21 protein-coding genes and 1 pseudogene are annotated in these 22,110 nt (G+C 47.8%); 15 read left to right on the top strand and 7 right to left on the bottom strand.

The window, feature by feature from the left end:
* Positions 1–8 precede the first annotated feature (8 nt).
* The 3 genes and pseudogenes from N5E87_RS14425 to N5E87_RS14415 all read left to right on the top strand — a co-directional run bounded on the left by N5E87_RS14425 (position 9) and on the right by N5E87_RS14415 (position 2,083).
* Complete coding sequence (locus tag N5E87_RS14425) at positions 9–1,340, top strand: IS4 family transposase (protein WP_043015601.1); 1,332 nt, start codon at positions 9–11, stop codon at positions 1,338–1,340.
* Between the two features lie 10 nt (positions 1,341–1,350).
* A pseudogene (locus N5E87_RS14420) lies at positions 1,351–1,785 on the top strand (GNAT family N-acetyltransferase); the annotation flags it as partial.
* A complete protein-coding gene (locus N5E87_RS14415) occupies positions 1,778–2,083 on the top strand; it encodes a DUF962 domain-containing protein (protein ID WP_086902364.1) in 306 nt (101 codons plus the stop codon). The pseudogene N5E87_RS14420 and the gene N5E87_RS14415, both read left to right, overlap by 8 nt.
* Before the next feature lie 1,653 nt (positions 2,084–3,736).
* Here N5E87_RS14415 and N5E87_RS14410 read toward each other — a convergent pair.
* Complete coding sequence (locus tag N5E87_RS14410) at positions 3,737–4,123, bottom strand: DUF3301 domain-containing protein (RefSeq protein ID WP_011623404.1); 387 nt, start codon at positions 4,121–4,123, stop codon at positions 3,737–3,739.
* Positions 4,120–5,133: a DUF3549 family protein gene (locus N5E87_RS14405; protein WP_086902366.1), complete on the bottom strand. Its 1,014-nt coding sequence runs from the start codon at positions 5,131–5,133 to the stop codon at positions 4,120–4,122. The genes N5E87_RS14410 and N5E87_RS14405 overlap by 4 nt, the downstream gene beginning before the upstream one ends.
* A gap of 146 nt (positions 5,134–5,279) precedes the next feature.
* Between N5E87_RS14405 and N5E87_RS14400 the strand changes: the two genes are divergently transcribed.
* Both N5E87_RS14400 and truC read left to right on the top strand, forming a co-directional pair.
* Entirely contained in the window at positions 5,280–5,600 is a 321-nt protein-coding gene (locus N5E87_RS14400; protein ID WP_086902367.1) for a YqcC family protein, read from the top strand.
* Positions 5,587–6,441 carry a tRNA pseudouridine(65) synthase TruC gene (gene truC, locus N5E87_RS14395; protein ID WP_086902368.1) on the top strand — a complete coding sequence of 285 codons (855 nt, stop codon included), beginning with the start codon at positions 5,587–5,589 and terminating at the stop codon, positions 6,439–6,441. The genes N5E87_RS14400 and truC overlap by 14 nt, the downstream gene beginning before the upstream one ends.
* A gap of 98 nt (positions 6,442–6,539) precedes the next feature.
* Here the strand turns inward: truC and N5E87_RS14390 are convergent, their stop codons facing one another.
* Complete coding sequence (locus tag N5E87_RS14390; protein ID WP_086902369.1) at positions 6,540–6,713, bottom strand: hypothetical protein; 174 nt, start codon at positions 6,711–6,713, stop codon at positions 6,540–6,542.
* 123 nt (positions 6,714–6,836) lie between these two features.
* On the opposite strand from N5E87_RS14390, the gene N5E87_RS14385 reads away from it, so the two are divergent.
* The 4 genes from N5E87_RS14385 (at position 6,837) to N5E87_RS14370 (ending at position 11,904) form a co-directional block, all read left to right on the top strand.
* Complete coding sequence (locus N5E87_RS14385) at positions 6,837–7,301, top strand: flavodoxin (RefSeq protein WP_011623400.1); 465 nt, start codon at positions 6,837–6,839, stop codon at positions 7,299–7,301.
* Entirely contained in the window at positions 7,253–8,734 is a 1,482-nt protein-coding gene (locus N5E87_RS14380) for a PTS transporter subunit EIIC (protein ID WP_086902370.1), read from the top strand. Before N5E87_RS14385 ends, N5E87_RS14380 begins: the two co-directional genes overlap by 49 nt.
* A gap of 216 nt (positions 8,735–8,950) precedes the next feature.
* Positions 8,951–9,766, top strand: a complete 816-nt coding sequence (gene purU, locus N5E87_RS14375) for a formyltetrahydrofolate deformylase (protein ID WP_023267379.1) — start codon at positions 8,951–8,953, stop codon at positions 9,764–9,766.
* Between the two features lie 209 nt (positions 9,767–9,975).
* Positions 9,976–11,904 carry an HD domain-containing phosphohydrolase gene (locus N5E87_RS14370; protein ID WP_347881475.1) on the top strand — a complete coding sequence of 643 codons (1,929 nt, stop codon included), beginning with the start codon at positions 9,976–9,978 and terminating at the stop codon, positions 11,902–11,904.
* 152 nt (positions 11,905–12,056) lie between these two features.
* Here N5E87_RS14370 and N5E87_RS14365 read toward each other — a convergent pair whose 3' ends face one another.
* From N5E87_RS14365 to map, 4 genes are all read right to left on the bottom strand, one after another.
* Positions 12,057–12,410 (bottom strand): DUF3718 domain-containing protein, encoded by a 354-nt coding sequence (locus N5E87_RS14365; RefSeq protein ID WP_011626710.1) that lies wholly within the window; start codon positions 12,408–12,410, stop codon positions 12,057–12,059.
* A gap of 222 nt (positions 12,411–12,632) precedes the next feature.
* Positions 12,633–13,457, bottom strand: a complete 825-nt coding sequence (gene dapD, locus N5E87_RS14360; RefSeq protein ID WP_011623395.1) for a 2,3,4,5-tetrahydropyridine-2,6-dicarboxylate N-succinyltransferase — start codon at positions 13,455–13,457, stop codon at positions 12,633–12,635.
* Between the two features lie 18 nt (positions 13,458–13,475).
* Complete coding sequence (gene glnD, locus N5E87_RS14355; RefSeq protein ID WP_011626709.1) at positions 13,476–16,061, bottom strand: bifunctional uridylyltransferase/uridylyl-removing protein GlnD; 2,586 nt, start codon at positions 16,059–16,061, stop codon at positions 13,476–13,478.
* A gap of 68 nt (positions 16,062–16,129) precedes the next feature.
* Positions 16,130–16,927: a type I methionyl aminopeptidase gene (gene map, locus N5E87_RS14350; protein ID WP_041408815.1), complete on the bottom strand. Its 798-nt coding sequence runs from the start codon at positions 16,925–16,927 to the stop codon at positions 16,130–16,132.
* Between the two features lie 308 nt (positions 16,928–17,235).
* Here map and rpsB point away from each other — a divergent pair, with 308 nt between their 5' ends.
* From rpsB to N5E87_RS14320, 6 genes are all read left to right on the top strand, one after another.
* Complete coding sequence (gene rpsB / locus N5E87_RS14345; RefSeq protein ID WP_011071784.1) at positions 17,236–17,964, top strand: 30S ribosomal protein S2; 729 nt, start codon at positions 17,236–17,238, stop codon at positions 17,962–17,964.
* A 119-nt stretch (positions 17,965–18,083) separates the two neighbouring features.
* Positions 18,084–18,935 (top strand): translation elongation factor Ts, encoded by an 852-nt coding sequence (gene tsf / locus N5E87_RS14340; RefSeq protein ID WP_011623392.1) that lies wholly within the window; start codon positions 18,084–18,086, stop codon positions 18,933–18,935.
* Between the two features lie 69 nt (positions 18,936–19,004).
* Positions 19,005–19,733 carry a UMP kinase gene (gene pyrH, locus N5E87_RS14335; RefSeq protein ID WP_011717690.1) on the top strand — a complete coding sequence of 243 codons (729 nt, stop codon included), beginning with the start codon at positions 19,005–19,007 and terminating at the stop codon, positions 19,731–19,733.
* Between the two features lie 29 nt (positions 19,734–19,762).
* A complete protein-coding gene (gene frr / locus N5E87_RS14330) occupies positions 19,763–20,320 on the top strand; it encodes a ribosome recycling factor (protein WP_011717689.1) in 558 nt (185 codons plus the stop codon).
* A gap of 82 nt (positions 20,321–20,402) precedes the next feature.
* Positions 20,403–21,230 carry a polyprenyl diphosphate synthase gene (gene uppS / locus N5E87_RS14325; protein WP_011623389.1) on the top strand — a complete coding sequence of 276 codons (828 nt, stop codon included), beginning with the start codon at positions 20,403–20,405 and terminating at the stop codon, positions 21,228–21,230.
* A gap of 20 nt (positions 21,231–21,250) precedes the next feature.
* Positions 21,251–22,108 (top strand): phosphatidate cytidylyltransferase, encoded by an 858-nt coding sequence (locus tag N5E87_RS14320; RefSeq protein ID WP_011623388.1) that lies wholly within the window; start codon positions 21,251–21,253, stop codon positions 22,106–22,108.
* Positions 22,109–22,110: the final 2 nt, after the last annotated feature.

Here is a 22,110-nt window from a genome sequence, read left to right as displayed (position 1 = left end):
TATTTTTTATGTTGGCTCACTGGCTGATTGATGTCGATACGTTTGCTGCACCAGAATCACTGGCTCTCTTCCAAAAAGAACTCCCGCTCGAATGGATAGAGCAAGCCCTTGATTCTACCAATAAAGCCAGCATGAGACGGCGTAAGTTACCCGCCGAACTTGTCGTTTGGCTAATTGTCGGTATTGGCTTGTATCGGGATAAACCCATCACGGAAGTTTTAGATAAACTAGACCTCAAGCTTTCCAACCACTTAGGGGATTCTGTTGCACCAAGTGCTATTCCTCAAGCGAGAAAGCGCCTCACCGCCCAACCTTTGGAAGCGCTTTTTAAACTGACAGCAGCCCATTGGACCCAGCAGGAAGATAGCGATGACAAATGGTTTGGACTGAGTTTACTTTCTGTCGACGGCACTCAGTTCCGCACCCATGATACCGCCTGTCTTGCAGAGCACTTCCAATACATCAAGTACAATGAAAACCACCATACTGAATACCCGATTGTTCGATTATGTGCCCTCACATCGCTGCGAAGTCGTTTATTACATGATGTTGTCTTTGGGCCCAGCTCGACAGGAGAGGTCTCTTATGCCAAACAGCTGGCCGCTTCAGCCCCCGCTCACTCCCTGACGATTTTTGACCGCTGTTACCTCAGTGCCGAGTTGATGATTAATTGGCAACGGCAACATACGACGAGTCACTGGATGACGCCGATAAAATCCAACACGCAATATGAAGTGGTTGAGCAACTGGATAAGGAAGGGCGAGACCTTTTAGTGGAAATGAAAGTGTCAGCCCATGCTCGGAAACAAGACCCAAGCTTGCCGGAGAAATGGCAAGCCCGCCTTGTCCTGTACCCTAAGCCAGAACAACCTAATCACGTCATAGGTGTTCTCACCTCCTTAACGAGTCTGGAATATGGTACGCAGTCATTACTGGATGTGTATTTTGAACGATGGGAAATAGAGAACAGCTACGGAGAGATAAAGCACAATATGCTCGAAGATGAAGTGCTGCTACGAAGTCAGTCTGTGGAGGGGGTAATACAAGAAATCTGGGGAATATTGATAGCTTACAATTTGGTTCGCCTGGAAATCAGTCGTATTGCGAGAGAGGCGCAGGTATCGCCATTGCGTATAAGTTTTATGATGGCATTGAGAGATATTCAGGATGAGCTGATGTGGTGTGCGATAGCCTCCCCCGGCTCCATCCCGAGAAAGCTAAGGGCCATGCGGGAGAGAGTTAAACGCTACATACTGCCCCAAAAAAGAAAACGGCCCAAAGCAAGGACCGTTCGTATCAATAAAACTCGCTACCCTGTTCGCTCTAAACACCTTAAGTGATAGGTGTTAAGCCTTAATCGGGCTGTTTGACCAAACACGCTTAGTCGGTGTTGCCTGTGTGGTCACTCAGGAAGTGCCCCTCGGGGAGGGCCGTTATTGGCACTGGCGACTCAAGATGTTACTCGGCACGGGCTGGCAATCGACTCAGGCGATGATGAAGAAAGAATCGAGCATTGTCGAGCTGCTACCGAGCGAGCACTGCGGGATCCTACAATTTATTGCCCTTGCGCCTAATGAGCAGGGAAAGGGGTTAGGCCATCAACTCGTGCAAGCCGTAGTAAGTTGGTGCGATGAGCAGCCCGAACTTGAGGGGATTGGAGTCTTTACCACCCAAGAAGTCCATAGCCAGTTATTTATGCAACATGATTTTGTCTCCCTCGGAGAATTGAGCATAGGCAATGTGGCCGGACAATTACTCTTTTACACGGGCCAACAAGATGAATGAACCTTACCACTCCTTCGCTGAGTTTTACCCTTTTTACCTCTCACAGCACCAGGACTTAAGCTGCAGGCGATTGCACTTTATTGGCAGTATTTTAGTGCTCCTGTTATTCGTCGCTGCGCTGCTTTTCGCAAATGGTTGGCTTTTACTGTTTATCCCCCTAGTGGGATATGGTTTTGCTTGGGTGGGACACTTTGTGTTTGAGCATAATCGCCCCGCGACATTCCAATATCCCTTGTACAGTTTGATGGGTGATTGGGTGATGTTTGCACAAATTCTCACCGGTAAGTTGAAGTGCTAAATGTTCCTGACCAGTGAGAAGCTGACACCCGTGTGAGAGATCGCTTACAAAGCCTGTAGGATAAAATGTTTTCTTACTGACTGTTTTGTAATCACAGCTTTTAAACTGCATTTAAAATCATAGTGTTATGTTTTAATAAAGCTTGGTTGTATGAAAAGTGCGCTAGTGTGTGTTCTTTAACCGAAACAAAAATAGCGAGAACCACGTAGAATTAACTCATCGCCAAAGCAAATGGACAGCAGGGATTGCAATACAGACGAGAGGGACGCAAGAAGCGACGAATTCAGGTTCTTGGATTTGAACCACTGACAGTAGGAAAACTGTCATCTGCCTAGGATAGGTTAAGGAAAAGCAAGGCTGCTTTCTCATGGATGATAGAGGACGTTGTATCTGCTGGGATAGCAGGTTTCAGGATGAAAAGGACAAGCTTAAGGATTAAGCGTTACTGGATGCAGGAAGTATCGAGTAAAAGGATAAGTATAAGGGTGAACAGCTTGTACTAAGGTGAGGAAAGGATTCAGCAGGACGCGATTGGGATGAGTCACTGGATGTGACAGGAGCCGAAATAGGATATTCGGGTCAAAGGATTGAGTGTGGTGGAGACTTCACTGCACAGGAAAATAAAGGGATTAAAGGACGCTTGCAGGGAGCAAACGGTCGCAAGGAAGGTGCAGGGAGCACAATCAAGCAGGATGGCTTGCAGAGGATAAATGGGGTGCACATAGTGCGCCCCTTTCTTTTTTCTATTCTCCTACGTCTTTTTTACGGTACGTCATAATGTCCACTTTTACGTGCGGTATATCTGAAAATAAAATCTAGCGGACGATTTTTACTCTTTTATGCAGTCGCTATTTCCTTTGCAGTGTTTAAGCGTCTCGGGATAAATCAATGTTTGTGTTTTAAAATGGCATAAATTGCCCGACTTCTTGTGAGATATATCTCACAAGGCTGTAAGTGATTTGTAAGTTTTTTGACTGACAATGACTACCTAGTTTTAGGTAAGTCACATCCAATCAATATGTTAAGAAAATTTTTCCATTATGAACTTAATATGGCGGCTTACATTTTTATCTTTTGCGAAAGCCGCCCTGCCATGGCTGTCGTAGAATTCATTTGTAGACGGAACTACAGCGAACAGGAAGTTAGCAGTCAGGATGACTGGACAGTGTTTAAGGAATAAACACTGATGGAGTGGTAAGGAGAGACTTTCAGGATGAAAGCGATGCGAACCACGGAAGGAAAGACTATCAGGGATAGATAGCCTAATTGCACAGGATTGCAATGGCACATGGAGTGCAATAGAAAGGATGCTACTGAACCTATTTCACGGATGATACTGGAACCGCTCAGGAAAGAGCAAGCTTGGTAAAAGGAACGCCAAGAGATAGGGAAGTACGTTAAGTACAGGGAAATATCACGGATTGAACAGGGATGATGCAGGACGCAAGTTGACGCATGGATGGTGCAGGGAGCACGAAAATAGCGGGATAGCTTAACAAAGAACAGAAGGGCGTGGTCACAAGACCACGCCCTTTCTTTTTTGGTATTAACACAGATGAAGCTGATTGAGTGCGGATGTAGAGCCGAACTATGGCTTAGTGTTATCCATACAGCTCGGCGTTATCTATTCAGTCAAAGGTTCACTGTAGTGGCTTAATGGCATTTGCCCGAGCTACAGCTACTTTGGCTGCCGCAACCACCAAACTTGCCTTTGGCCATTGGTGCTTCTTGCCATTCTGGCTCTGGGAAAATAGGCCATTCAATCTTTTGCACTTTTTTCCCTAGCATCCAAATATGGCCGCGGTATTGATTGATGCCATCGGTGCTGAATTCGAATAGATATTTTGCCTTCCAACAGATCCCTGTCGTGCCGCCAAGGCTGGGGCGAGCTGTTTCCATTGCGATGGCTAAGAGCTGTACTTTTTGTCGGCAACATTCTTTTTCAGCAAAAATACGGCTCAATTCTGCCATTTGACGTAATTGCCAAAAGAAGGCCGCAACCACAACTAGCGCAATAATTAACAGCAGATCTGACATCATTTACTCGTAGCCTTAAACAAGCCGCCAATGGCCTGTGATAGTTGAACACTCCGATTGGGGTTTCTTAGCTCCCCCAATAAGTGGTTACGCAAACTGGGAATCGCCACAATATCAGCAAAGATCTGATTAAAAAAGGCTTGGGGTTGTCGTGCCAGTGTTTCCAGGTAAATACTGCGACTCAGCTCTTGCTTTAATACGGTCCAGTTTCGGCCCGCGATGCTGATGAGTTCATTGGCCTCTAAGCGCTCGGTTTGTTGAAGATGGGCGAGGGCTTGCTGACTCAATTCGGTATGAGAGGCGAGTGCGCGCAAGTAATAGGCTTGGTACTCGGGAGGAGCCGCCACAAACTTAGCGTAAAGCTTATTGGCGAGCGCTTCTGTTAAATGCAGGTGTTCGAGACATTGGCACAGGGCAATTTGTACTTCAATCGCACTATTGTCAAAACTGGCAAGGAGTTGCTGCTCGTGATCTAACTCGCCAAGGCGAACACACACGTCGCTCAAACCTTGCAGGCCAATATGCTGCCATTCACTCGTTGCAATTTGTCCCGAGAGATATTGCACTGCAAATTCATATTGAATAGAAGCGCTTAACCCTAACTGTTTACGCACTAAGGCGTTAAATACCGCCAGTTTTTCTTGGCTGGGCTTAAAGCTAAACGGATTGTTAGCGAGGCGATCCTGCTGTTCATCGGTTAATGGCTGAGTCGGATCTTGCCCCAGTGCCGTTAATACCATTTCAATAAACTGTGAGCGCGGCGCAGGCGAGAGCAGTCCTTGTTCGTCTAACGGTAGCTTTAGGAACCAAATAAAGTGCTGTTGGCTCTCATTCCAAAACACGATGGCAAATTGGGCATGCCCCTGAATGGGATAAGGGTAGGGCGTGACTAATGATTCGATTTGATGGAAGGCCAGCATATCGATGTGCTGCACTCTTCGTCCTAATTCATAGACTTGGAATTGGGTTTTGGCTGTCGTTAAAAATTGGCTAAGCGTGGTAATTTCAGTCATTTGGCTGCCATATCAATCAAAAAGGCTCAATAAATTGGCGACATTATAGGGGGAAGTTGTGCGCGATGGTATGATTGCCACAATTTTATCGCCTCAGTCGCAGTGCTTAATTGTCGAATGACTGTGGCTTAATGGACCTTATATCGATGCTTTACAGCCAAACTAAAACCAAACTAGCCCAAATTGCCCACGAGCTACAAAGTGCCGGACTTTGGTCTACTCGTACGCCCAGTGATGAAGCCATGGCCAGTACGGCGCCTTTTGCCTGCGATCTGATGTCGTTAGAGCAATGGTTGCAGTTTATCTTTATTCCACGCATGCAAGCCCTTATCGATGCGGGGCAACCTTTGCCAAGCAAAATTGCAATAGCCCCGATGGCGGAACATGTGTGGTCCGAACAAGCGGCGTTAGCGCCTTTAATCGGTGTCTTGAATGAATTGGATATGTTGTTAAATGAACCTAGATGATGATTGGCTGGATATGCCAGAGGATAAATATAACCCAAGCGAGAGCGACGAACACTCAGAACCTGCGCCTGAACTGCGTGTTTTGTATCAAGACGAGCACTTGGTGGCTATCCACAAACCCGCGGGATTATTGGTTCATCGCAGCTACTTAGCGCGGCGTGAGCGCTTTTTTGCGATGCAACTGACTCGTGACTTGGTCGGTTGCCATGTGTTTCCGGTACACCGTTTAGATAGACCCACCTCGGGCGTGTTGTTATTTGCCAAAAGCAGTGAGGTGGCCAACGCCCTTTGCGAGCAATTTGCCAACCACAGTATTGAAAAACAATATTTGGCACTGGTGCGTGGCAATATGCACGAGAGTGGTATTTTGGATTATGCGCTTAAAGTCGAATTGGATGAAGTGGCTGACAAATTTGCCAATCAAGATAAGGCCGCGCAGGATGCTGTGACTCAATATGAGCCGCTATTAAATACCGAAATTCCTTATCCGTCGGGGCGTTATGCAACCAGCCGCTTCGCGTTAGTGAAACTGAGTCCCAAAACGGGGCGTAAGCACCAACTGAGACGCCATATGGCGCATTTACGCCATCCAATTATTGGCGATACCACCCATGGCGATGGGAAGCAAAATGCGTTTTTCCGCGCACATTTCGATATCAATCGACTGTGGCTGATTGCGAAAAAGTTAACCTTTACTCACCCGGTGACACTTGAGCGCTTAAGTATCGAAACCGAGCTTGAACCCGAATGGGAAACCGTGTTTTCAGGACTGGGTTGGGACGATGCCGCGCTTTGTCGCGAGCCAAGTGTGTTGATTGCAGAGCAAACGACGACAGTTTAAAACAATACTTGTTTGGGCGTTTAAGGCGTGTGCTCACTTAAGCTTGCATCGTGGCTATCTGCTAAGTGGCATGCAATTCGTTGCAACATCCGGCGGTCTTAACTACTGGTTGGTTTGAGACTGGATATCAAGCTGGCTAAGTTGGCGTATTCCGCCGGAACGGTTAGCGGGAATTGCAGATTTTGCTGGGCGGCGTGAAAGTAATGTTTGCGTCTAATTTGGGTGGTTTTATGTTGGTGCTTGAGGTGTTTTTGCCTATTGCTCTGTCGCATCAGTTCGCTTCCTCATGCTCAATAACTTGATTTATAAAATTTTTACCTTGTTGCTTGCCCTAAAGCCTCACAATAAAGTAACTTCAGCTAAGTTGCGTTTACGCATGTGGCACGGAGTATATCATGAAAAAAGTTAATCTGGTGTTTGGCACTGTGTATGGTAGCGCACAATTTACCGCCGAAACCTTAGAAAAAGCGCTGACAGAACTCGGTTATGACGCCAAATTGTGGCAACCGAATGAAATTAGTCAATTTACGCCGCCACAGGATGAGTTGTTAGTGGTAGTGACCTCGACCACAGGGCAAGGGGATTTACCCGACGATATTCAGCCTTGGTACTATCATCTTAAGGAGACAGCGCCTTATCTGCCTGAGCTGAAATACAGTGTGATAGCACTCGGCGATTCGAGTTACGATACCTTTTGTGGTGCGGGTAAATCGGTAGATGAATTGCTCAGCGAGCTAGGCGCCAAACCCGTTGTGGCGCGTCTTGAAATTGATGCCTGTGAAACCATGGAACCCGAGGTCGAAGCGATAAAATGGCTGGAAAGCTGGAATCAAATCGTCAAATCCGAACGCGCCGCTTAGGTCATTTCGTTACTCAGCAGTGGTTTAAATTTGCCCAGCGCTTAAGTCAGGCACTGTTAATTCCTATTGCGATTTTGCCCGCAGCGGGTGTGATGCTGGGCTTAACTGTGAGTCCAATCCCTTTTATGCCCGAGGTGCTAACCGTATTAATGCTGGCGGTTGGCAAGCTGATTTTCGCCATCATGCCCATTTTGTTCGCGGTGGCGGTGGCGATAGGGTTTTGCCGCGATCAAGGCATCGCCGCTTTTACTGCTGTATTTGGTTATGGGGTGATGACGGCCACCTTAGCCGCCTTAGCGGATCTTTACCAATTGCCGACCCAATTACTACTCGGCATGGAAACCTTAGACACAGGCATTGCCGGCGGCATGTTAATAGGTGGCGTGACTTGCTTTGCCGTGCGCTGGAGCCAATATATTCGCCTGCCCGCGATTTTCTCCTTTTTTGAGGGGCGACGTAGCGCTTCTTTATTGATCATTCCGTTGGCGATGGGTTTAGGTTATATCCTTGCCCATGTGTGGCCGCCGTTATCTCTGCTCATCGAGCGTGTGTCCGACTGGGCGGTTTACCAAAAACCGGCCATCGCCTTTGGTGTTTATGGCGCGCTCGAACGTTTACTCATTCCCCTCGGTTTGCATCATATCTGGAATGCGCCTTTCTATTTAGAAGTTGGCCAATACCAGTTACAGAACGCTGAAGTGGTTCGGGGTGAAGTGGCGCGCTATTTAGCCGGCGATCCACAGGCGGGGAATTTAGCGGGCGGTTATTTGATAAAAATGTGGGGACTTCCTGCTGCGGCACTGGCTATTTGGCGCTGCGCCGATCCCTCAGAGCGTAATCGGGTCGCGGGTATTATGCTTTCCGCGGCGGCCGCCAGTTGGCTGACCGGAGTCACAGAACCGATTGAGTTCGCCTTTATGTTTGTGGCACCTATCCTGTTTCTTATCCATGTGTTGCTGTCGGGGCTGGCATATTTTGTCTGCATCATGCTCGATATTCACCACAGTATTGTGTTTTCCCATGGGCTGGTGGATTTCACGCTGCTGTTTTCCCTCTCGCGCAATACGGGTTGGTTTGCATTCTTAGGGCCGCTGACGGCGGTGATTTATTACCTGCTGTTTAGGGGCAGTATTCTGGCATTTAATTTAAAGACGCCAGGACGACTCGAACCCGATGAACCCCATGGCGCCAAAGAGAGTTTAAGAGCCATCATTGCGGCATTGGGTGGTCGCGAGAATATTGTTGAGCTCAATGCTTGTCTTACCCGGTTACGCTTGAGTGTGCACAGCCCTGAGCTTGTCAATAAAGTGCGGCTCAGCCAGCTCGGTGCTAAGGGCGTGATTGTGATGGGCAAGGGCGTGCAAGTGGTGTATGGCACTAAGGCCGAAACCCTACGCAAAGTCTTACAGCGCTACTTAGATACCCGGCGTTAATATTACATCTTCTTGAAATTAATCGCTGATTTATTGTGTTTAATAAAGTCAACTCACAATAAATTCACTTTTTATCACAAAAAATAAGCTTTTCATGCTGTATGAGTGGATTGGCTATGGCACACTCGAATGAGGGACCATAGAGGAGATCAGATTTTGCAGTCACAGCATGAAGTACTATCGAACGCGCAACCCGCCTTAGCACGTAAAATCCTGATGACAGATTGCGCCGATGCCCAAGGGCTTATCGCCAAAATCACCAGTGTTTGTTTTAATCATCAGCTTAACATCATTAAAAACAGTGAGTTTGTGGATAATGCTCAGGGGCGATTTTTTATGCGTACTGAGCTTGAGGGGCACTTTAACAGCGAGCAATTACTGCAGGATCTGCGTGAGGTATTACCCGCCCAAAATCATATGACCTTGGTGAGCGCAGGGAAGAAGCGCATCGTCGTATTAGTCACCAAAGAGGCCCATTGTTTGGGCGATCTGCTGATGAAGGCCTACTATGGCGGCTTGAATGTTGAGATAGCTGCTGTGGTGGGTAACCATGACGTGTTAAGGGAATTGGTTGAAAAATTTGATATTCCTTTTCACCTTGTCAGTCACGAAGGGCTCGACAGAATTCAGCATGAGCAGGCGTTATTGGCCGCCGTGTCGCAATATGCGCCCGATTACCTGGTGCTCGCCAAATATATGCGGGTGCTGACACCGGATTTTGTCGCCGAATATCCAAACCGTATCATCAATATCCATCACTCTTTCTTGCCTGCCTTTATTGGGGCCGCCCCTTACCGCCAAGCCTGGGAGCGAGGGGTAAAGATCATCGGCGCGACTGCGCATTTTGTGAATAATTGCCTCGATGAAGGACCAATCATTAAGCAGGACGTGATCCCCGTCGATCACAGTTACAGCGCGCTTGAAATGGCCAAAGCGGGGCGCGATGTCGAAAAAAGTGTCCTCAGCAAAGCGTTACAGCTAGTACTGAATGAGCAAGTGGTGGTTTACGGTAATAAAACCATTGTTTTTTAAGGCTAACTTGCTTGTATTAACTTGAAATATAGCTGCTGACTGGCCGATTAAGACTTTAGGATTAACAGGCGGCTTTGGGCTTGCTATCAGTAAGGTTACTTGCAATATTTAAGACGTTATCACCTAGTTGCTGCACCTTGAGCCGAACCTCAAGCACTTGATTTGGGATTGTTGTTCGGCCAGTGCATTCATCATGGAAGGGGTGTTTGATGTCTATGAGCCGTAGCCTCATTATAGGAATAAAAGACCTGCCCGAGGATTTACCTTTGTCTTGGGCACGGCTAGATAGTCAATTTCGGGTGCAGTGCATGAGCCGGGCATTTTATCAGCGTTGCCAGCGTTCGGCGGCACAGATCATCAATCAGCCGATTTGTCAGTTATTCACTGAATTTAATGCCGAACTTTGCCGCGATATTCTTCAACGTACCGATAACTACATCGGGCTGGTACTGCGGGATAATCAGGGCATGCGGGTGCATTTTGCCCTGTACGCTATTCCTGAGCTGGGCTGGCAACTCATCCTCTCAGAAATCAATTTCGAAGAATGGCCACTCAAAGGACTGCATGCCGATTATCGCCAAGCGATTCAAGCGAGCGATGCTTGGCTGCAACATATTGATGATGTGATCCAATCTCCACAGGAACAAGTGTTTAAGGTCGCCGTCGCAAAGGCGATTGCGTTGATGAACAGCCGCTACGGCTTCATTTTGCTGCATAACGATAAATCCAAGTCACTCACCCTCGCGGCCCGTTCGGACTATCCAGCGCCTAAGGTAAATCAGGCCGAATTTGTCGAAAAAAATACTCAAGCCTCAGAGCTGGAAAGTCAGCTATGGCAAGAGTGTGTTAAAGATTACAAACCCATTATTGAGAATACGTTAGCGGATAATCGGCCGGATAATTTGTTGTTTGACCGCTTACTGCTGGGGGAGCGCTACCTTGCTGTGCCTATGGTGTTACATCACCGTTTAGCCGGGATAGTGTGTGTCGTGGGGCGAGACGAGCCCTATAGCCGCAATGATGCCCGTTCGCTCCTGACCTTCGCGAGTATTTTATGGCATTCGATTGAGCTTCCCCGCAGTTTGCGGGCGGTGTCGCGCCAATCAAAAATCATCAAGGCGCAAAAAGAGCAGTTATCCCAATCCTTGACCCAGCTTATCAGTGCGATTTCGGAGGCGCTTGAATTAAAGGACGCTTATACCGCAGGGCACCAAAAATCGGTTGCCCAGTTAAGCTACTTGATTGGTGAAAAACTCGGACTTGAACCGCAGCGATTAGAAGGGCTTAAAATCGGTGCGCTGGTACACGATATTGGTAAGCTTGCGATCCCGTCGCAGATTTTGACTAAACCCTCTAAATTATCCAAAGAAGAGTACGCATTAATTCAAACCCATCCGTTGCATGGAGCTGAAATTGTTGCCGATGTGGAATTCCCTTGGCCGATTAAGCAGATGATTTTGCAGCACCACGAGCGGCTCGATGGCTCGGGTTATCCCTTAGGCTTGAAGGATAAAGCGATCCTTTATGAGGCTAAGATCATTGCCGTGGCCGATGTGGCCGACTCCATCTTATCCCATCGCCCTTATCGTCCTTCTATGGGGTTGGCTAAAATGACTGAGGTATTAAAAGCAGGTCGAGGCAGCTTGTTTGACGCGAAAATTGTCGATACTTGCTTGGAGATTTTAATCAATCGCGAGCTGAGTATCAGTGACCATGTCGGCGCTGCGGTATTGGATCCTGTGGTGTCTGTGACACTCGACCATGAGCTTGCCTATATCAAACGTTTATTAACCGCGGCCCATGCCAAGGTGGCGGTGGTGCTCGATGAGAACCATAAAATCATCGGTGTGATCACTCAGCGCCTTGTCTATTATTGGCTTAGCCCCTTGATTGGCACTGCGGCGGAGCGGGAACACGACAGGGCATTCCTGCGTAAAAAAGCCCATCAAATTATGGAGCACTCAGTGCCTTTGATTAGCGATGTCGCCACCTCTGAAGATGCCTTGCAGCTGCTTAACCAAATGGATACTGAGTTTTTAGTCGTGGTGAATAAAGCTCAGCATGCGATAGGTGTGATTGGTTGGCGAACCATCGCCATGGCAAACAAGGATCGCCAAGAGGCGGAGCGGTTGATTTGACAACTTTGTTTGGATTTATCTGCGTTGGCTACATGAACTGAACCCAAGGTGTCTGCCGCATGTGCTCCAAATCGTCATTAATCGTTCATCCATTAAATCGATAGCAGTAAAAAGGCGTCAAATTGACGCCTAATCTTACCGTGACGTTCAAATTAAAAATTAACGGCATACACCTCATCCATTGAATTTTGGGCGATATCTTTGATGGTGACAGTACCTTGTACATAACGGCCAATACGTTTGGCGGTTTTGTCGGCGCCTTGGCTGAGGGCGAACTGATGGAAGCTTTCGCCGTTACAGACCAAACGAGGGAATATCCGAGCTTGGTTGATGCGGTATTCCTGCATAGTGTTGCTAAATGAGATCAGATTATTACTGGCTCCAGCCTTACAAACCGCCACTAAAGTATTTTCTAACTGTGGATCCATGGCGGCAAAAGCGTTTGAGCCTATTCCTATAGTGCAGAGTAGGGCGGCACCGCCCAATTTTACCAATGTTGCTTTCATCTTTAGCTCCTTGACGGGTGAGTAGACCCTTTGAGTAAAGTCTGTTTTTACCGGCCTTGCAGAGGGATTTGGCCGCAGAAGTGTATCTAAATGTGGGGTTGGGAACAGAGTGTGTCTCGGTGTAACTTGATGTGTCTTTGAGCCCTTTGGAGTGTGTTTTTACCATAAAAAATGCCAAGCATTAGCTTGGCATTTTGGCATGGTGTACAGCATGAATATGGCTTAATCGACGATACGTAACAGTTCGTTGATACCCACTTTACCGCGGGTTTTCGCATCCACTTTTTTAACGATAATCGCAGCGTATAGGCTGTATTTACCGCAAGCCGATGGCAGGTTACCCGATACTACGACAGAGCCAGCTGGTACGCGGCCATAGTGGATTTCGCCCGTTTCACGGTCATAGATACGGGTGCTTTGGCCGATATAAACGCCCATTGAAATCACAGAGCCTTCTTCAACGACAACGCCTTCGACAATCTCAGAGCGTGCGCCGATAAAGCAGTTGTCTTCAATAATGGTCGGACCCGCTTGCAGCGGCTCGAGTACGCCACCGATGCCCACACCACCGGATAAGTGCACGTTCTTACCGATTTGTGCACATGAGCCAACAGTTGCCCAAGTGTCAACCATAGTGCCTTCGTCAACGTAGGCGCCAAGGTTCACGTAAGAAGGCATTAACACAGTGTTTTTACCGATAAAAGAGCCTTTACGTACGGTTGCCGATGGCACCACACGGATAGCTTCGGCTTTAAAGCGGGCTTCGTCATACTCGGCGAACTTTAACGGTACTTTATCGAAATATTTGGTTTCGGCACCATCGATAACCGCGTTATCGAAAATACGGAATGACAGTAATACCGCCTTCTTCAACCATTGATGTACATGCCATTGGCCATCGATTTTCTCGGCGACGCGCAGTTCACCTTTATCGAGCATATTGATGACATTTTGCACATCGTTACGCACGCTTGCGTCAACAGTGCTTGGTGTGATGTCGGCACGCGCTTCAAATGCGGCCTCAATACGTTGGCGTAAAGCCTCCATTTACTTCTCCCGTTCTGGTTAATTGGTTGACTCTGTGTTGATGGCGCTCAACGCGCTAATCAAGGCTTCCTTGAGCGTATTCTCTTGGGTTTCATTGAGTTGCAAGCCATCATTGGTTTGCAAAATAAAAAAGTCTTCGGCTCGCTCGCCAATGGTGGTGATTTTGGCGGCTAGCAAGGTCGTGTTGCAGCGATAAAAAATATCGCCCACTTTAGCTAATAATCCCGGCGTATCCAAGGCGATGAGTTCCATCATACTTGTACCATGACGGTTACTCTCAAGGAAACTCACCTGAGTGGGAACATTAAAAGGTTTCATCTTGCGTGACAGCTTTCTAAAGCGCGGCAGCTTAGGGTTATCGCTTGCAAGTGCTTTTTCAAGGGCCTTACGGATACTCTGAATGCGTGAGAGTTGGCTCACGGGGGCGCCGTCTTGCTCGAGGATAACGAAGGTGTCAAGGGCGTAATTATCCTTCGATGTCATAATGTTAGCATCGTGGACGTTGATGTTTTTATTGTCGAGCACCGCCATCACGGTGGCGAACAGCTTAGGTCTGTCCTGACAGTAGACAAAGAGCTCTGTGCCACCGCGTGTCGTGTGTTTTGACACCAGCACCAGCGGCTCATCTAGCTGTTTATGCTTAAGGATAGCTTCGGCATGCCAAGCAACTTGATTCGGCTGGTGGCGCAAAAAGTAGTCGGCCTTAAAGCGTTGCCAGAGGGTATCTAAATCTTTTTCTTTCACGCCACGGCGAAGCAGGTCTTTTTTGGCCTTGGCTTGATATTCCCGTACTCGCGCGCGGATATCGACGGGTTTTTCTTTCCCCCGCGCCAGCACCCTTTGGGTAGAGAAATATAAGTCACGCAGCAGTGAGCCTTTCCAGTTGTTCCAGGTCTTCTCATTGGTGGCGCAGATATCGGCGACGGTTAAGCAATATAAATAACTTAAATGCACCGCATCGCGCACCTTGCTGGCAAAGTCGGCCACCACATCGGGATCGGAAATATCGCGGCGCTGAGCGGTTACCGACATCACTAAGTGATTTTCGACCAGCCAAGCGACTAAGCGGCCATCGTGGTCGTTTAAGCCATGGAGCTTACAGAAGGCGAGGGCATCGCTTGAGCCAAGCTTGCTGTGATCGCCGCCGCGTCCCTTGGCGATATCATGGAAAATTGCGCCGAGTACCAACAAACCTTTTTTCGGTAACTGATTGATCAGCACTGAGCCTAAAGGAAACTCTTCCTTCTGCTCCGGCTGTGAGAAGCGCTCGATGTTGAGCAGCAATCTGTGGGTGTGTTCATCCACCGTGTAGGCATGGAACAGGTCAAACTGCATTTGGCCTTCGATATTGCGCCATGCGGGCAAATAGGCCGACAGCACCCCGTGTTTATGCATCAGCGATAAGGCCGCGATGCCACGAGGATGCTTTAAGATTTCCATAAAGGCTTGTCGGCACTGCGGATTTTCCTGCAAGGGTTGCAGCTGTGCTCGGCGTGCGCGTCTTAGGGATCTCAGCGTCGGCGCATAAATGCCTTTAATATTGGAGTTTTTAGCGACATGGACAAAGAGGCGTACAATTTCTTCGCCGCTATCGAATAAATCGTCTCTTAGGGCCTCGATAAAGGCACCGCGACGTTGATAGTTATTGTCAATCGCTTGAATTTCTAAGGCCTTGGTTTGGCCAAGAGTCGCCCGCTTAAACAGTTGCAGCAGCATTTCGTTCAGCTCCATCACCCGGCGCACCGTGCGATAGTAGCGTTTCATCATCTGCTCAACGGCGAGTTGAGTGGCGTCTTCATAACCCATCAGCTCGGCCACTTGGCGCTGGACATCGAACAGCAGGCGATTTTCATCGCGACCGACCGCCATATGCAGGGCAAAGCGCAGCTTCCACAGAAAATGCTGACACTCGAGCAGCTCTTCTAACTCGGCGGGTTCTAAAAATTCGTATTGAACCAGTTCTTCTAGGCGTGAGGCGCCAAAGTGGCGCATGGCAACCCAGGCGATAGTTTGAATGTCCCGCAGGCCGCCGGGGCAACTCTTAATATTTGGCTCAAGATCGAAGGCGCTTGCCTTGGCATGGCGGGCCGTTTGTTCATCACGTTTGGCGATAAAGAACTGGCTCGACGTCCAAAAATCACTCTGGCGGATGGCGTCATAGAGTTGATCAAACAGGGATTCTGGGCCTGAGAGTAACCGTGCCTCGAGCAGGTTAGTGGCGATAGTAATGTCTTCTCGACCTAGATTTAGAGTGTCGCTGAGAGTGCGAACACTGTGACCAATCTCAAGGCTGGCGTCCCATAAAAAGGCGATAAATTCGCTCAGTGCTGTTTCAGCCGCCTGCGATAACTCGCCTTCGAACAGGAATAATAAATCGACATCCGAGTGCGGATGTAACTCGCCGCGACCGTAGCCGCCAACGGCAATCAGGGCGATAGGATATTGGTCCAGACCGTGCTGTTGCCAGGCCTGCTTGACGAGGGAATCGACGAACTGACAGCGCTGCGTCACTAGCTCTTCAATCGGGGTTTTGGCCTTGAATCTTGCTAAAAGCGTTTGATTCTGTTCGATTAATGATTGTTTAGCTAGCAGAGCTGTATTCATCGAGTCCCTTGTTTGGATGAGTTAGGTGTTCAGTAATCCTCTGAGTCCTAACGTACTAAGTATGTCGCTTAGTGATTAATGATACGCGGGAAGTCTTCCTCATCACGTAGAGTCAGGACTTCTACACCGGTTTCGGTCACTAATAATGTATGTTCCCATTGGGCAGAGTTTTTACCATCGGAGGTGGTGACAGTCCACTTATCGTCACGGTCTAACACTGTGGTGTGGCGACCGGCGTTGATCATTGGCTCAATGGTAAAACACATGCCAGGGCGTAAAATGGTGTTATCGCCATTACGGTAGTGCATGACTTGCGGCTCTTCATGGAAACCGGCACCAATACCGTGACCACAATAATCTTGCACGATGGAATATTTCTCAAGACCTGTTTTGCTGGCTTTGATGAATTTTTCGATAGTATTACCGATTTCACCCAGTTTTAACCCCGGGCGAACCTTACGAATGGCGAGGTATAAACTCTCTTGCGCGATACGGCACAGGCGCTTGTCCTTAGGGCTGACTTCACCGATTAAGAACATTTTAGAGGTATCACCGTGGTAACCGTCTTTGATGACTGTGATATCGATATTGAGAATATCGCCATCCTTGAGAACGCGGTCACTCGGAATACCATGGCAAATAACGTTGTTTAACGAAGTACAAATCGACTTAGGAAAACCATGGTAATTGAGCGGGGCAGAAATCGCGCCTTGCTCTTCGGTATATTTGGCGCAGATATCGTTTAGTTCATTAGTGCTCACGCCAGCCTTAACATAAGGGGCGATCATTTCTAATACTTGTGCGGCCAGCTTACCCGCTGCGCGCATTTTCTCGATTTCTTCTGCTGTCTTAATGACTATACTCATTGCGTTTTCTCTTGTGTCTTCGATGTCTATTGGCGGCATCTACCCGATGCAAAAATTTGTGCTTTAGGGCTATTTATGGTATAAAGCGCGCCGTTATGTTTAAGTCTTGCAGGATGTATAAGGTCAGCTTTTGCTTATCTTAACCCAAGGCAAGACTAAAGATGGCGGCCATTATACATGGCAATTTATCTAAATACTAAATCACACACGTGTCGACACATTCTTCGGGGTGCCCTCAGCTGTTAACTGCGGGGTCGAAGACATGGGATACGTGGAGGTCTAACCCCCTAAATTTTAAGGTAATAGAAATGACTACAGTTTCAATGCGCGATATGCTCCAGGCCGGTGTCCACTTCGGTCACCAAACCCGTTACTGGAACCCAAAAATGAAGCCATTCATTTTCGGTGCTCGCAACGGCGTTCACATCATCAACCTAGAGCATACTGTGCCAATGTTCAATGAAGCACTGGCTTTCATCAGCAACGTTGCTTCAAAGAAAGGTAAAGTATTATTCGTTGGTACTAAACGTGCTGCTGGCGAAGCGATCAAAGAAGCTGCTATTTCTTGCGATCAGTACTACGTTGATCACCGTTGGTTAGGCGGTATGCTGACTAACTGGAAAACCGTTCGTCAGTCAATCAAGCGTCTGAAAGAACTGGAAAGCCAATCAGTAGACGGTACTTTCGACAAGCTGACCAAGAAAGAAGCGCTGATGCGTACTCGTGAGCTTGAAAAGCTGGAAAAATCTTTAGGCGGTATTAAGAACATGGGCGGCCTGCCAGACGTATTATTCGTTATCGGCGCTGACCACGAGCATATCGCTATTAAAGAAGCTAACAACCTGGGTATCCCTGTTGTTGCAGTTGTTGATACTAACTCTGCTCCAGACGGTGTTAACTACATCGTTCCTGGTAACGACGACGCAATGCGCGCTATTCGCCTGTACACTACTTCTGTTGCTGCAGCTGCTAACGCTGGCCGTGGTCAAGATTTAGCTGTTCAAGCTGAGCAAGACGGTTTCGTAGAAGCCGAATAATAATAAGGCGGGATGAGTTTCATCACCCTTATTAACCAAGATTTTGATTGGTTAACAGGGGCCATTCGGCCCCTGTTTTATATCTGCAAATTAGTCGAATTTTTAGAGAGGATTTAACAATGGCAATTTCTGCTGCCCAAGTTAAAGAACTGCGCGAGCGTACTGGCGCAGGCATGATGGATTGTAAAAAAGCGTTAGAAGAAACCAACGGCGACATGGAGTTAGCAATTGACAACATGCGTAAGTCTGGTGCTGCTAAAGCTGCTAAGAAAGCAGGTAACATCGCTGCTGACGGTACTATCCTGATCAAAAACGGTGAAGGTTTCGCAGTACTGTTAGAAGTAAACTGCCAAACTGACTTCGTTGCTAAAGATGCGAACTTCTTAGGTTTTGCTAACGCTGTTTTAGACGTTGCTGCAGCGTCTAAAGTGTCTTTAGAAGACTTAAAAGCCCAATTCGAAGAAGCCCGTGTTGCTCTGGTTGCTAAAATCGGTGAAAACATCAACGTTCGTCGCGTTGAGTACATCGACGGCACTCAATTAGCTTCATACCGTCACGGTGAGCGTATTGGTGTTGTAGTAACTGGTGAAGCGGATGAGGAAACTCTGAAGCACTTAGCAATGCACGTTGCAGCTTCTAAGCCAGAATACGTTAACCCAGAAGACGTTCCAGCAGACGTAGTTGCTCGTGAACAAGCTCTGCAAATCGAAATCTCTATGAATGAAGGCAAGCCTGCTGAAATCGCAGAGAAAATGGTTGTTGGTCGTATGAAGAAGTTCACCGGTGAGATCTCTCTGACTGGTCAAGCTTACATCATGGAACCAAAGAAAACTGTTGGCGAATTCTTGAAAGAGAAAGGCGCTAAAGTCACTAACTTCATTCGTTTAGAAGTGGGTGAAGGTATTGAGAAGAAAGAAGAAGATTTCGCAGCTGAAGTTGCTGCTCAAATCGCTGCTTCTAAAAAGGCTTAATCGCCAACGCTAAATACCCCCAAGACCGCAGCAATGGCTGCGGTCTTGTTATGACCAGGACAAAAAAATATGAGCACCAATCCAAAACCTGCATTTAGACGCATTCTTCTAAAATTAAGTGGCGAGGCACTGATGGGCGACGAAGGCTTCGGCATCGACCCTAAAGTGTTAGATCGCATGGCTCAAGAAGTGAAAGAGCTGGTAGAGTTAGGCATTCAGGTGGGTGTGGTCATTGGTGGTGGTAATCTATTTCGCGGTGAAGGCCTAGCAAAAGCGGGCATGAACCGTGTGGTGGGCGATCACATGGGTATGCTGGCAACGGTTATGAACGGCTTGGCCATGCGTGATGCCCTGCACCGTGCCTATGTTAATGCTCGTCTGATGTCGGCAATCCCGTTAAAAGGGGTATGCGACGACTACAATTGGGCTGAGGCTATCAGCTTATTAAAATCAGGCCGTGTAGTGATTTTTGCTGCGGGTACTGGTAACCCATTCTGCACTACCGATTCTGCTGCTTGCTTACGCGGCATTGAAATCGAAGCAGAAGTCGTGCTAAAAGGCACTAAAGTTGACGGCGTTTATTCTGACGACCCGATGAAAAATCCAGAAGCAGTGAAGTACGATGAATTATCGTACACTGAAGTACTGGACAAAGAATTAAAAGTAATGGACTTAGCAGCCTTTACGATGGCGCGTGATCATGACATGCCAATCCTAGTATTCAACATGAACAAACCTGGTGCACTGCGCCGCGTGGTCATGGGTGAAGAAGAAGGCACATTGATCAAAGCGAAATAAGTTTTTAATGACCAAGAAGGACATTTAACGTGATTGCAGATATTAAAAAAGATGCTCAAGAGCGCATGGGTAAATGCGTAGAAGCGACTAAGAACCAAATGGCGAAAGTACGTACTGGTCGTGCACACCCAAGCTTACTGGACTCTATCCAAGTGTCTTACTACGGCACTATGACCCCGCTGAACCAAGTGGCGAACGTGGGTATTGAAGATGCGCGTACCCTGTCTGTGACTGTATTCGACCGTAGTGCAATCCAAGCGGTTGAGAAAGCGATTATGAGCTCAGACCTTGGCTTAAACCCAATGTCAGCGGGCGCAACCTTACGTATTCCATTACCCGCACTGACTGAAGAACGTCGTAAAGACTTCATCAAAGTGGTTCGTGCAGAAGCCGAAGGCGGCCGTGTGGCGATTCGTAACGTACGTCGTGACGCGATTTCTGAAGTGAAGAAACTCGAAAAAGCCAAAGAATGTACTGAAGATGATGTTCGCCGCTTTGAAGACGAAGTGCAAAAGTTCACCGATGCTCACATTAAGAAGGTCGATGAGATTTTAGCGGCCAAAGAAATTGAGTTGATGGAAGTCTAATCTCAGGCGCTATAAGCTAGAGTTGCTACGCCGTGTAGGGGTATACTACACGGCGTTTGTCTATTTTAAAGGGTTGTAATAGATGTCATCCACAGTGGAATTTGATCCGCAATCTAGGTCAACTGAGCAGGATGCTTGTGCTCAGACAAGCTTACCGGAGGTATTACCCGAACTCGTTAAACAGTCATTACCTAAACATGTTGCGATTATTATGGATGGTAATGGACGTTGGGCCCAAACCCAGGGCAAACCACGAGTGATGGGGCATAAAGCCGGCGTAAAGGCGGTGAGACGTGCGGTGAGTGCGGCCAGTCAGTTAGGGATACAATCGCTGACGCTATTTGCGTTTTCCAGCGAGAATTGGCGTAGACCCGATAAAGAAGTCAGCTTGCTGATGGAATTGTTTTTTACCGTGTTACAACGGGAAATTAAGTTACTCGATAAAAACCAAGTCCGATTGAATATCATCGGCGATATCAGCCGTTTTTCTGCGCGTTTACAAAAACAAATTCGTGCCGCAGAAGAAAAAACCGCAGGCAATAGTGGATTGATATTGAATGTAGCGGCCAATTACGGTGGCCGTTGGGACATACTGCAAGCCGCGCAAAAGTTAGCTGAAAAGGTGGAAAATGGCGAAATGACCAGCAGTCAGTTCACCGAAGAAGCCTTGAGTGAACATTTGTGCATGCAAAATCAGAGTGAAGTTGATTTAATGATCCGTACGGGTGGGGATTACCGGATCAGCAATTTTGTGCTCTGGCAGGCTGCCTATGCTGAATTGGTGTTTATGGACACCCTTTGGCCTGATTTCGATGAACAGGCTTTTCATGAAGCGATTGCTACTTTTGCCAGTCGCCAGCGCCGTTTTGGTTTGACCGGAAGTCAAATTGATGAGATGCGCGCATTGTAAAACGTCATGAGGGATTTTTTTTGCTAAAACAACGTATAATAACAGCAATTTGGTTAATTCCATTAGTTTTGGGAGCGATCTTTTTACTCCCCGTAGAGTACTTTGCTTGGGCCTTAGTGGCCGTGTTTCTGATCGCCGCTAAGGAGTGGGGCAGGATCATCGATAGTCAATGTGATGTGACTCAATGGAGTTTTACTTGCACCGTCGGTATTTTACTAATCGCGTTGAATTTAATTGTTCCCGCCGACACAATTTGGCTTAGGGGACAAATTCATCCTATCTATCTTGCCGTGATTGCCATCGGTGCATTCTGGTGGATAGTGTCACTGCTGTTGGTGGTGACTTACCCTAAAAGCGCCAAACTCTGGCAAAAGAACCCGATGTTGAAGTCCATGTTTGGGCAACTCACCTTAGTGCCGTGTTTTGTGGCACTGATTGCACTCAAATCCATTAGTTCGCAAATATCGCCTTACTATGGCGCGTCATTGGTGTTACTGGTGATGCTGATTGTCTGGGCAGCCGATTCGGGCGCGTATTTTGTCGGTAAAGCTGTCGGCAAGACCAAGCTGATGCCTGCGGTGAGCCCTGCTAAAACTCTAGAGGGTTTATTGGGCGGCCTGATGACAACACTGATTGTTGTCGCTGGCGTGATGTATATTTCACCTGAGCAGGAATTAGGGTTAGTGGTTGCTGTGACCATTTTCGTGGCACTGATTTCGGCGCTTGGCGATTTATCCGAGAGTATGTTTAAGCGTGCCGCCTGCATCAAAGACTCTGGCACGATTCTGCCTGGGCATGGTGGCGTGCTCGATCGCATCGACAGCCTCACTGCGGCCTTGCCGGTGTTTACCTTAATCTACATTGCATTTTGGATGTAACG

This window comes from Shewanella sp. GD03713, assembly GCF_029843705.1.
Lineage (GTDB): Bacteria > Pseudomonadota > Gammaproteobacteria > Enterobacterales > Shewanellaceae > Shewanella.
Note: the sequence above shows the minus strand (reverse complement) of the source record. Positions and strands in the feature narration are given on the sequence as shown.

What these genes read in the sequence shown, in the direction of transcription:
- N5E87_RS14425 (WP_043015601.1), top strand. Translation starts at nt 9, where the DNA reads ATGTTGGCTCACTGGCTGATTGATGTCGATACGTTTGCTGCACCAGAA.
- N5E87_RS14415 (WP_086902364.1), top strand. Translation starts at nt 1,778, where the DNA reads ATGAATGAACCTTACCACTCCTTCGCTGAGTTTTACCCTTTTTACCTC.
- N5E87_RS14410 (WP_011623404.1), bottom strand. Translation starts at nt 4,123, where the DNA reads ATGATGTCAGATCTGCTGTTAATTATTGCGCTAGTTGTGGTTGCGGCC.
- N5E87_RS14405 (WP_086902366.1), bottom strand. Translation starts at nt 5,133, where the DNA reads ATGACTGAAATTACCACGCTTAGCCAATTTTTAACGACAGCCAAAACC.
- N5E87_RS14400 (WP_086902367.1), top strand. Translation starts at nt 5,280, where the DNA reads ATGCTTTACAGCCAAACTAAAACCAAACTAGCCCAAATTGCCCACGAG.
- truC (WP_086902368.1), top strand. Translation starts at nt 5,587, where the DNA reads ATGAACCTAGATGATGATTGGCTGGATATGCCAGAGGATAAATATAAC.
- N5E87_RS14390 (WP_086902369.1), bottom strand. Translation starts at nt 6,713, where the DNA reads ATGCGACAGAGCAATAGGCAAAAACACCTCAAGCACCAACATAAAACC.
- N5E87_RS14385 (WP_011623400.1), top strand. Translation starts at nt 6,837, where the DNA reads ATGAAAAAAGTTAATCTGGTGTTTGGCACTGTGTATGGTAGCGCACAA.
- N5E87_RS14380 (WP_086902370.1), top strand. Translation starts at nt 7,253, where the DNA reads ATGGCTGGAAAGCTGGAATCAAATCGTCAAATCCGAACGCGCCGCTTA.
- purU (WP_023267379.1), top strand. Translation starts at nt 8,951, where the DNA reads ATGACAGATTGCGCCGATGCCCAAGGGCTTATCGCCAAAATCACCAGT.
- N5E87_RS14370 (WP_347881475.1), top strand. Translation starts at nt 9,976, where the DNA reads ATGTCTATGAGCCGTAGCCTCATTATAGGAATAAAAGACCTGCCCGAG.
- N5E87_RS14365 (WP_011626710.1), bottom strand. Translation starts at nt 12,410, where the DNA reads ATGAAAGCAACATTGGTAAAATTGGGCGGTGCCGCCCTACTCTGCACT.
- dapD (WP_011623395.1), bottom strand. Translation starts at nt 13,457, where the DNA reads ATGGAGGCTTTACGCCAACGTATTGAGGCCGCATTTGAAGCGCGTGCC.
- glnD (WP_011626709.1), bottom strand. Translation starts at nt 16,061, where the DNA reads ATGAATACAGCTCTGCTAGCTAAACAATCATTAATCGAACAGAATCAA.
- map (WP_041408815.1), bottom strand. Translation starts at nt 16,927, where the DNA reads ATGAGTATAGTCATTAAGACAGCAGAAGAAATCGAGAAAATGCGCGCA.
- rpsB (WP_011071784.1), top strand. Translation starts at nt 17,236, where the DNA reads ATGACTACAGTTTCAATGCGCGATATGCTCCAGGCCGGTGTCCACTTC.
- tsf (WP_011623392.1), top strand. Translation starts at nt 18,084, where the DNA reads ATGGCAATTTCTGCTGCCCAAGTTAAAGAACTGCGCGAGCGTACTGGC.
- pyrH (WP_011717690.1), top strand. Translation starts at nt 19,005, where the DNA reads ATGAGCACCAATCCAAAACCTGCATTTAGACGCATTCTTCTAAAATTA.
- uppS (WP_011623389.1), top strand. Translation starts at nt 20,403, where the DNA reads ATGTCATCCACAGTGGAATTTGATCCGCAATCTAGGTCAACTGAGCAG.